This is a genomic window from Flavobacterium sp. CF108 (genome assembly GCF_900129795.1).
In the GTDB taxonomy this organism is placed as follows: domain Bacteria; phylum Bacteroidota; class Bacteroidia; order Flavobacteriales; family Flavobacteriaceae; genus Flavobacterium.
This window is the reverse complement of record NZ_FQWW01000004.1, coordinates 357662-367711: the sequence shown is the minus strand read 5'-3', so window position 1 is coordinate 367711 and position 10050 is coordinate 357662. Positions and strand designations below refer to the sequence as shown.

Genomic DNA, 10050 nt, shown 5'->3' with positions numbered 1-10050 from the left:
ATTCTTAAAATAGATATCATATGAATTATAAGACATGCTTAGTTTTAATATTGGTTCTTTTTGGGCTGATAGCTTTTGTTTATCTTTTATTTCCAGAAAGTAAATTTGAAGGAGTTTTAACTAATGAGGTGTATTTGTCACCAAATGATAAAGAAATAATTTATGTTTATGAAAAAGAAGGTACTTCAAAAATGTATAGATTTGAAATTGGAGATACCGTTTCAAAGTTACTTATAGATAACGTTGGCTATAATCTATCTGAACCCAGTTTTACAATTGATAATAAAAGGATGATTTATAGAGTATGGAAAAAGAACGATCCAGTTATTCATCTCTTTGTTTGTAATTCTGATGGAAAAAACTCGAAGGAGATCTACAGTGATAATTTATTGTTTAGTCCAAAATTCTCCGAATATGACGCTCAGGAAATTTATTTTATAAAAGCTTCGGAGTATTCTAATCACTCTTTAATTGCGAAACAACATCCTAATGGTATGGATTTGTATAGTTGTAATTTAAAAAATAAAAAAATAAAAAAACTTACAGAGGGGAATTATTACGCAATAAATTCCTATGATTTTATTTCTGGTAATAGTTTTTTTGTTAATTGCGATTTAACAGGTATTTATAAATATACTTTTGAGAACTTAAAAAAGGAAAAATTAAATATAAAAGGAATTGATTCTTCTTCGGTAGATCAGATTTATAACAACAGAATAAGTTACTCTAAAGAAGAGAAAAAATATCTATTATCATCCAATTTTGAAGTGTATTTGTGGGATGGAAAAGATTCAAAGCCAACTTCAATTTTTATCTCTCAACCTGGAGTTCAGATTAAATCTACTTCATTTTTTAAAAATGAAAAGAGAATTTTTATATCTGATAATATTGAAAACATTACAATTATAGACTATAAAGGTAAAGTTTTAAGTAAGTTTAAAATTCCATACCCTAGTTTTTAAGTCCGCTACCGCCCCCTCTCCCGCACGAATCCTTTCGTGTGATAGTATGCAGATTAATGTTTATTTTTTTATATAAGGTTAAAGATGAGTAGAAATTATAACTTTTATAATTATTAGTGCTTACTAGGAGATACCACACCACACGAAAGGATTCGTGCGGCAGCGGGGGAGCATCAACAACAGGTGTAGGATCTATAGTGGCGGGAATTTGGTTCGTAGCAGATTTTGGCACAATGGGGGTGAATTACTTATTTTATGATGAAGCCAAGGGACTTGGTGATATTATTGATGAAACCAACTTTGGAGAAGCAATTACAATAAAAATGTATGAAGGATTGTATTAATAAAATTAGTTTTCCTGTTTTAGATATTTCGATTAATAATTGGAATGATGAAAATATAAGTGAAATAATATTTTATGACATTTATTTTCGAAATAAATCTTATGATTTGTTTGAAAGTTTAAGGTTGAATCATAAAGTTATTGATAGTAATGGGAGTGTTTTTAAGATTGTTGAACTTCGAAAAAGTAAGCCTAGCTTTATAAACTTTTTTTGGAAATCGAAATCCGAAATGATATTTCAGTCATTAGATGAGACAATAAGTTTGAATAATTTAAAAAATTTTATGATAAATAAAATAAATAATCTTGAAGTGAATGAATACAAATTTAAATGGGCTGAGAATGTAAAAAATGCTCAAAATTTCTACCAGTTAATAAGAGCTGTGTAAAATTTACCCCCCGCTGCCGCACGAATCCTTTCGTGTGGTTGGTGATTAAAGTTAGATTTTTCTATATTAAAAATAAAATGCTTTAATGTTTTAAAATGAGTAGAAATTATAAATTTCATAATCCTGAAGGTTTGTATTTTATAAGCTTTGCGGTTGTGGGCTGGCTAGATGTATTTACAAGAAATGAGTATAAAGATTTGTTTCTGGAAAGTTTGGAGTTTTGTCAAAAAAAGAAAGGATTAGAAATTCATGCGTGGTGCATTATGACAAATCATGTGCATTTAGTTTTTAGAAGTATTAATGGACAAAATCCGGAGTTACAGATTGGTGACTTGAAAAGATTTACTAGTCAATCTATAGTAAAAAGTATACAAGAAAATCCAAGGGGAAGCAGGAAAGAATTTCTATTAGATTTCTTTAAAAAAGAAGCTGAAAAGAGTTCAAATGTAAAGCACTACCAATTTTGGTGGCATGATAACAAACAAATTGAACTGTGGAGCAATAAAGTTATCCAGCAAAAGATTGATTATGTCCACAATAATCCTGTTGAAGAGGGATTAGTTTATAAAGCGGAAGATTATGTATATAGTAGTGCAATTGATTATTCTGGTCAGAAAGGACTTATTGATGATGTAGTAGTTTTTAAGATGTTTAGTGTTTAAGCAAACGAGCCACACGAAAGGATTCGTGCGGCAGCGGGGGAACCCTGTTTATACTTTTAAAATCTCGAAATAATGAAAAATAAACTTACAAGAATATTAATGATGTTTTTGATTTCTGCTTTAATGTTTGGTCAGGAAGATGATGATTTTGCAAAAAGATTAAAAGGAATAAATAATCAAAACATTTTGTTTTTTAATGTAGATGGGGTCAATTTTTCTACGCAGACATTTAATTATGAATTTAATGAAAAATCATTAAAAAAATTATATCGAAAATATTCTATAAAAGACAGCGATGTAAAAACTAAAGATGAATTGTTGAGTTATAATAACTTCTTTATAACCAGATCAAATAAAATTACAGAAGATATTAAGGAAACAACTTCTTACTATTTTATTGAAGATAAATATAAAACGATAACTATATTTTCATTTGGTTATTATAATAATGCTGATCAAGAATTTGAAAGAAGATATATAAATAGAATTTTAAATAACGAAATTCCTAAGGATGTTTATGAATCAGTAACTATTGACAGTATAGATTTTGCAGGTAGAAAAATAAAGTTAGGGAACAATTGTTATTGGACAAATGTAAATACTGTACAATGTCCTTATTATGGCGAAATGAATTGGTCTATTCATAAAACCTACCAAAACGCAAAAGATGTTATTACAAATCAATTAGAAACAACAAGAATTAAAAAAGGTGGAAAAGTTATTTCTGAACAAGAAGTCCCGGTAATTTTTGAAGGAACTGAAACAAATGCAAAAAAGATAAAATATGGTTTCACAGGTACAAAATCACTGCTTGTATCTATGTCGGGAGGAAAGGAGTTGACTATTTATTACGTTGCATGTAAAGTTCGGGATAATTATGTGAGCTGCTGTATGAGTTTTTGGAATAATGATACTATCACGGAAAGTGGATTGACTCCTTTGTTGGATAAAATAATGCAATTAAAAAAATAAAAAATTAAGTAAACTCCTTTCGTACGAATTCTTTCATTTGGTATGGTGATTAAAGTTCGATTTAGTTTTGTGGAAGTATAGTGGTTAGATATTTGATGTGATTTTAAATAAATTACTTCATGATATTAAATTGGTTAAAATTTTGCCTTAAAATTTATATTAACAAGATTTAACTTAAAAAAATAAATAAAATAAAAATATGAGAAAAGTAATGTTTTTTGCAGTAATGTTTTTTAATGCATTAGTTTACAGTCAGACTTTTGACGGAAATTTAGGTTCTAACAGTTTAAGGTGGGGAACGGAACAAAAAGATTTTAATGCATTACCAAGAGTTGGAGTAACACAAATGTCGTTAAGGATGTGGGACAATTATGGGGGAGTTAATGCTCCCTCAACTTACGGAACTTTACTAGAAATGTATGGAAAGGTTGGACATTTAGTATCTCAACTTTATTTTCAGAGTACGTGGGAAGGAGGTAAAATAATGTATCGCAGTGCCTTTTACAATCAAAATACATGGGCTGAATGGCGAAATTTATTAGACTCTAAAAGTGATGTTGAATCTTCAGGTATTTTAAAAATTACGGGAACCTCTAATAGTTATATTTCTGGAAGTTTAGGAATAGGAACAAGTACAACTGGAACTCATAAACTGGCGGTTGAAGGTTCTATTGGAGCAAGAGAAGTAAAAGTGCAGGCAACAGGCTGGGCAGATTTCGTTTTTAAAAAAGAATATAACCTGCCAACCCTTGAAGAAGTTGAGACACATATAAAAGAAAAAGGTCATTTAGAAAATATTCCAAATGAAGAAGAAGTTTTAAAAGACGGAATTAGTCTGGGTGCAATGAATGCTAAATTGCTTCAAAAAATTGAAGAATTAACGTTGTATGTTATTGAACAAAATAAACAAATTAAAAACCTGCAGAATTCTTTAGAAATAATAAAGAAAGATAATTGTAAATAAAATATATGAAAAGTAAATTAACGATTGTAATGTTATTAGTTTCTATATCGTTTGTAAAAGCACAAATTTACACACCAAGTGGTATAGTTCAAGGATCATCGGGAAATAATAATATAGGAATTGGAACTTCAAATCCAAACTCTATGTTAACATTAGGAGGATCTAGTCCTTTGTTTCTCAATCGCGGAGCCAGTAGCTCCACACCCTTTTTAGCTGTTTTGAATTCAGTAATTCCAACGGATGCCAAATATGGCTGGGCATTTTATGATAATTCTACAAATGGTAATTTGGATATTTTTAGAAGAAACGGAACTTCTCAAGGAATACAATTTATGAGTTTTAATAGAAATACCGGAGACGTTGCTATTGGAGAAAGTACTCCTCTGTTTTTGAATCATGGAGCTAGTAGTTCTACGCCTTTTTTGGCCGTTTTGAATTCAGTAATTCCTACTAGTGCTAACTATGGCTGGGCATTTTATGACAATCCGATAAATGGGAATTTAGATATTTTTAGAAGAAATGGAACCGTTCAAGGGTTGCAATTTATGAGTTTTGACAGAAATACTGGTGATGTTTCTATTGGTACAAGCAATTCAAATGGAAATAAGCTCGCTGTAAAAGGTACTATTGGTTGTGAAGAAGTTGTAGTGAAATCAGGGAGTAGCTGGAATTGGCCAGATTATGTCTTTGCAAAAGATTACAAATTAAAATCCTTGAAGGAAGTTAAAGAGTATATTGAGCAAAATAATCATTTGCCAGAAATTCCCTCAGCCCAGGAAATAGAAAAGAACGGTTTTATGCTGGCAGAAATGAACGCTAAATTACTTCAAAAAATTGAAGAACTTACATTGTATGTTATTGAGCAAAACAAACAAATTACTAATTTGCAAAACCGATTAGATAAAGTAGAATCAAATTCCAATTAGATTAAGGAAATACAAACAATGTTAAAAAAGCGAGATTTAGGTCTCGCTTTTTTTATTTATCAATTTTTTTTTCTGGACCCTGTATTTTTAGTAAATCCGCAATTTTTCTTTCAAATTTTATATGTATGCATAGTATTAAGGTTTTTCTTGGTTTCATAATTGATTTTTATCTAATAAATGCTATTATGAAATAGTTAAAATAGTTTAAAATTTTGTGCTGAATATGAATTTTTTTTAACGTTTTTTTATTAATATTAAAAATATTTGTATTTTGGCTATTAAAACTAATAAGAACTAACCAAAAACTAACCCTAATGAGAGTCTACTTGCTAATTATGTTGTTTTTCAGCGGAATATCCTTCGCGCAGAATACAATTACAGGTTCTGTTACTGACAGTAACAAACAATCTATTCCCGGTGCCAATGTTGTTGTGCTTGGAGGCAGCGGAGGTGTATCCACTGATTTTGATGGAACATTCAAATTAACCACAAGCTCAAAATTCCCTTTTTCGATCAAAGTATCGGCGGTAGGATTTGAAGCCCAAACAATCAGCGTTACATCTGCAAACCAAAAAGTAAATGTGGTTTTAAAAGATGAAGAAACTAAACTAGACGAGATAGTGGTTTCTGCTTCCAGAACTCCGGAGAGAGTTATTGAGTCGCCAGTTACTATCGAAAGAATGGGTATTCAGGAAATTAAGAATACAACAGCTCCTAGTTTTTATGACGGATTAGAAAATTTAAAAGAAGTGCATTTCAATACGAGCAGTATTTCTTTTAAATCTATCAATACCCGTGGTTTTGCTACGGTTGCCAATACCAGATTTATGCAATTGGTAGACGGAATGGATAACTCTTCGCCAGCATTAAACTTTGTGTTAGGAAACTTAATTGGTGTTTCTGATATTGATGTGGCAAGCGTTGAGCTTTTGCCTGGAGCATCTTCTGCTCTTTATGGGGCAAACGCGTTCAACGGAATTATGTTTATGAACAGTAAAAGCCCTTTTACAAATGAAGGAATTAGTGTTTATTATAAATATGGAAAAACTAGCCAGGATATTGCAGGAACAAATGATTATAATGATTTTGGAATTAGAGCAGCAAAAGCATTTACTAAGCATTTTGCTATGAAAGCTAATTTTACTTATATGACTGCGACGGAATGGATTGCCGGAGATAAAAGAAGTATGACACCAGGAGGTGACAGCCATGCAGTGAATCAAAATTATGATGGATTAAATATCTATGGTGACGAGGTTACTACTTTTATTCCAAATGTTGGTCAGGTAAGTAGAACTGGATATCGCGAACAAGATTTGACTGATAATAAAGTTAAAAGTATGAAAGCGGATTTTAGCGCTCATATTAGACCTTGGGCAGACGATACAGAATTTATATTACAATATAAAATAGGTACAGGAAGTACGATTTATCAAGGTGCAAACAGATATGCTTTAAAAGATTTCTTAATGCAGCAAGGTAAATTTGAGGTAAAAGGGAAAAACTTTTTTGGTAGAATATATTTTACAAGTGAAGATGCTGGAGACTCTTATGATATGAGATTTGCGGCATGGAATGTTAACAGAGCTGCAAAATCAGATACGGAATGGTTTACAAATTACGCAACAGCTTACCAACTTGCTGGTGCAGTAATGGGAACAGATGCAAATCAATCTGCTGCAATAGCAAGAACTTTTGCTGATTATAATGTGCTTCCGGCTCCTATATCATTTATTCCAGCTCCAACAGGTTCTCCTAGATTTGAGCCAGGTTCTGCAAAATTCAATAGTGCTTTAGCTACTGTAGTTTCAAACCCTGATTTAACACAAGGGGCAAAATTTATCGATCATTCAAAATTATATCATTCAGATGTGAATTATAATTTTAGAGATATTATCAAATGGGCAGAAGTTCAGGTAGGAGGTTCTTGGAGACAATACATAATGAACTCTGAAGGAACAATCTTTACAGATTACGACGGACCAATTGATTACAGAGAATATGGTGCATATGCGCAATTACAGAAAAAATTCCTGGATGATAGATTGAAATTTACAGGATCATTACGTTATGATAAAAGTCAAAACTTTGACGGAAATGTTTCGCCTAGAGTTTCATTTGTATATTCTGCAGGAGCATCAAAAAGACATAACTTTAGATTGTCTTATCAAACAGGTTTCCGTAACCCAACAACACAGGATCAATATATTGGTTTAGATCTAGGGCCATTTGCATTGATTGGTTCAGCAGCAGAAAATTTAGATCGTTTTCAGGAAACTGTAAATGTAAGTGCGGCAGGACAAACAATCGCGGGGCAGCCTGCAACAATTGGAATGTCTGGCCAAAACGCATATCATAATGCTTATACTGTAGCATCTGTTCAGGCATTTGGAGCGTCAGGAAATGTGGCCGATCTTCAGGTGGCTAATATAGGATTGGTAAAACCGGAACAAGTCCAAGCTTTTGAAGCTGGTTACCGTACAGTAGTTCAAAACGATTTATCAATTGATATTAACGGATATTACAATATTTATAATGATTTCATGAATACGGCAAGAGTTATTTCTCCTTATTATGGAACGGTAGGAACACCGCTAAGTTACCAAGCCTTGGCGTTTGGAGACAGAAGAGTTTATCAGGTTTACACAAATACAACAGCAGAAATTTCTTCTTTAGGATTTGGAGTTGGTTTGTCTAAAAAAGTATACAAAGATTTTGAATTAGGAGTTAATTATAACTATGCTCAATTTAACTTTAAGCAGCAAGATGACCCTGATTTCGTTGCAGGATTTAATACTCCAAAACACAGAATTAAAGCTTCTTTAGGAAATGCTAAAGTGATCAAAAATTTAGGATTCAATGTAAATGTAAGATGGAATACAGAATATTTATGGGAATCTTCTTTTGGAGATGGAATAATTCCAGAAAATACTGTTCTTGATGCTCAGATAAACTATGCAATACCAAAACTAAAATCTGTTATCAAAGTTGGTGCAACAAATCTTTTCGGATCAGATTATCTTCAGGTAATTGGAGCGGGAATGATAGGTCAGCAATGGTTTGCTTCGTGGACAATTAATCCTTAAATGATATAATTATTTGTGTGAAATTGATTCGGCTTCTTTGAAGCGGTTCAATGAAAATGAAGAGGTAATAATTTAAAAAGTACTAACATGAAAAAAAATATAAAATGGCTATTATTGGTTTCTTTAACCTTTATGGCGGCTTGTAATAGCGATGATGATAATAATACTCCGGAAGAAGTTCCGGTAATTCCCGGTTCGGCAGTTTTTACAAAATATGTTGCCTTGGGTGATTCTTTTGCGGCTGGTTACAGCGATAATGCTCTTTTCAAAAAAGGGCAGGAAGGAGCTTATACTAATATCTTAGCACAGCAGTTTACTGCTGCCGGCGGCGGAACTTTTGCAACTCCATTTATGAATGATAATCTTGGTGGTTTATTATTAGGAGGTAATGTCGTGGCTGCAACCCGACTATATTTTAACGGACAAGGCCCGGTAAATGTAACAGGAAAACCAACAACCGAAATAACAGCACACCTTACAGGTCCGTTTAATAATATGGGGGTTCCGGGTGCAAAAAGTTTTCACTTAGTTGCTGCTGGATACGGAAATGTTGCAGGAGTAGCCACAGGAGCAGCGAATCCTTATTTTGCAAGATTTGCAAGTACGCCTTCAACAACAGTTCTGGCTGATGCGGCAACACAGGCACCAACATTTTTCTCTTTATTCATTGGAGGAAATGATGTTTTGAGTTATGCAACTTCGGGCGGAATTGGAAAAGATCAAAAAGGGAATCTAAACCCGGCTACTTATGGAGGAAATGATATTACAGATCCAACTGTTTTTGCTAATGTCTATTCTACCTTGGTAACAACTCTAACTGCAAATGGAGCAAAAGGAGTAGTGGCAAATCTTCCATATATTACAGCTTTGCCATATTTTACAACAGTTCCTTATAATCCGCTTACAGCGAAATCTCTTGGAGGGAATAATGAAGCAGTAGGTAAAGCAACAATTAAAGCATTAAACGCACAATTATACGGTCCTTTAAAACAAGCGTTAACGGTTTTTCAGGCAGGTGATAGAATTAATTTATTATCAGAAACTGCTGCAAATCCGGTATTGATAAAAGATGAGTCTCTTCCTAATCTGGCTGCTCAATTAACTGCAGCATTTACACCTTCATTAGGAGCTCAGACTGCAGCTTTTTATGGAGCTGTTTTTGGACAGGCAAGACAAGCGAAAGCTACAGACTTAGTAGTACTCCCAACAAGAACAGATATTGGAGCTGCTCCTAAAGCTTCAGATTCAGGACTTGGTATGGCACCACCTGCGCCATTAGATAAATTTGGAGTAACGTACCCTCTGCAGGATAAACATGTTTTAATTTCAACTGAAATTGCAGAAATTAAAGCTGCAACAGATGCTTATAATGTAACTATTGACGCGGTTGCTAAAGAAAAAGGTTTGGCTTTTGTAGATACAAGAGCTTTATTGACTCAACTGGCAAGCGGAGGATATAGATTTGGAAATTATACAATGTCGTCTACTTATGTAACCGGTGGAGCTTTCTCTTTAGATGGAGTGCACCCAAGCGGAAGAGGATATGGTTTGATTGCTAATATTTTTATTGATGCAATAAATGCTAAATACGGTTCTACACTTCGTCATGTTGATTTGGCCTTATACCCAATTCAATATCCGGCGTCATTATAACATACCATTTTTTTAATTAAGAAAGCCACTCGTTTTATAAAATGAAGTGGCTTTTTTATTTCGTTAAAAAATGATATAAACGACAGTTTAAAA

9 protein-coding genes are annotated in these 10050 nt (G+C 32.8%); all 9 read left to right on the top strand.

Going from position 1 to position 10050, the window contains the following annotated elements:
* Positions 1-20: 20 nt before the first annotated feature.
* The 9 genes from BUE10_RS13270 to BUE10_RS13230 all read left to right on the top strand — a co-directional run bounded on the left by BUE10_RS13270 (position 21) and on the right by BUE10_RS13230 (position 9957).
* Positions 21-962, top strand: a complete 942-nt coding sequence (locus BUE10_RS13270) for a TolB-like translocation protein (protein WP_073485788.1) — start codon at positions 21-23, stop codon at positions 960-962.
* A 116-nt stretch (positions 963-1078) separates the two neighbouring features.
* On the top strand, positions 1079-1306 hold the full coding sequence (locus tag BUE10_RS13265; RefSeq protein ID WP_073485786.1) for a hypothetical protein: 228 nt from the start codon (positions 1079-1081) through the stop codon (positions 1304-1306).
* A complete protein-coding gene (locus BUE10_RS13260) occupies positions 1290-1694 on the top strand; it encodes a hypothetical protein (RefSeq protein WP_073485784.1) in 405 nt (134 codons plus the stop codon). The genes BUE10_RS13265 and BUE10_RS13260 overlap by 17 nt, the downstream gene beginning before the upstream one ends.
* A gap of 95 nt (positions 1695-1789) precedes the next feature.
* Positions 1790-2356 carry an REP-associated tyrosine transposase gene (locus BUE10_RS13255; RefSeq protein WP_073485782.1) on the top strand — a complete coding sequence of 189 codons (567 nt, stop codon included), beginning with the start codon at positions 1790-1792 and terminating at the stop codon, positions 2354-2356.
* Between the two features lie 72 nt (positions 2357-2428).
* Positions 2429-3328 (top strand): hypothetical protein, encoded by a 900-nt coding sequence (locus BUE10_RS13250; protein WP_073485780.1) that lies wholly within the window; start codon positions 2429-2431, stop codon positions 3326-3328.
* 199 nt (positions 3329-3527) lie between these two features.
* Entirely contained in the window at positions 3528-4292 is a 765-nt protein-coding gene (locus BUE10_RS13245; protein WP_143056023.1) for a tail fiber protein, read from the top strand.
* 5 nt (positions 4293-4297) lie between these two features.
* A complete protein-coding gene (locus BUE10_RS13240) occupies positions 4298-5218 on the top strand; it encodes a hypothetical protein (RefSeq protein ID WP_073485776.1) in 921 nt (306 codons plus the stop codon).
* Positions 5219-5532: 314 nt separating this feature from the next.
* Positions 5533-8304, top strand: coding sequence for a TonB-dependent receptor (locus BUE10_RS13235; protein WP_073485774.1), 2772 nt, complete (start codon positions 5533-5535; stop codon positions 8302-8304).
* An 87-nt stretch (positions 8305-8391) separates the two neighbouring features.
* Complete coding sequence (locus tag BUE10_RS13230; protein WP_073485772.1) at positions 8392-9957, top strand: SGNH/GDSL hydrolase family protein; 1566 nt, start codon at positions 8392-8394, stop codon at positions 9955-9957.
* Positions 9958-10050 lie beyond the last annotated feature (93 nt).

Excerpts from the sequence above, each read along its gene's own strand:
- BUE10_RS13240 (WP_073485776.1), top strand. The coding sequence starts at position 4,298 with ATGAAAAGTAAATTAACGATTGTAATGTTATTAGTTTCTATATCGTTT.
- BUE10_RS13260 (WP_073485784.1), top strand. The coding sequence starts at position 1,290 with ATGAAGGATTGTATTAATAAAATTAGTTTTCCTGTTTTAGATATTTCG.
- BUE10_RS13235 (WP_073485774.1), top strand. The coding sequence starts at position 5,533 with ATGAGAGTCTACTTGCTAATTATGTTGTTTTTCAGCGGAATATCCTTC.
- BUE10_RS13230 (WP_073485772.1), top strand. The coding sequence starts at position 8,392 with ATGAAAAAAAATATAAAATGGCTATTATTGGTTTCTTTAACCTTTATG.
- BUE10_RS13270 (WP_073485788.1), top strand. The coding sequence starts at position 21 with ATGAATTATAAGACATGCTTAGTTTTAATATTGGTTCTTTTTGGGCTG.
- BUE10_RS13250 (WP_073485780.1), top strand. The coding sequence starts at position 2,429 with ATGAAAAATAAACTTACAAGAATATTAATGATGTTTTTGATTTCTGCT.
- BUE10_RS13245 (WP_143056023.1), top strand. The coding sequence starts at position 3,528 with ATGAGAAAAGTAATGTTTTTTGCAGTAATGTTTTTTAATGCATTAGTT.
- BUE10_RS13255 (WP_073485782.1), top strand. The coding sequence starts at position 1,790 with ATGAGTAGAAATTATAAATTTCATAATCCTGAAGGTTTGTATTTTATA.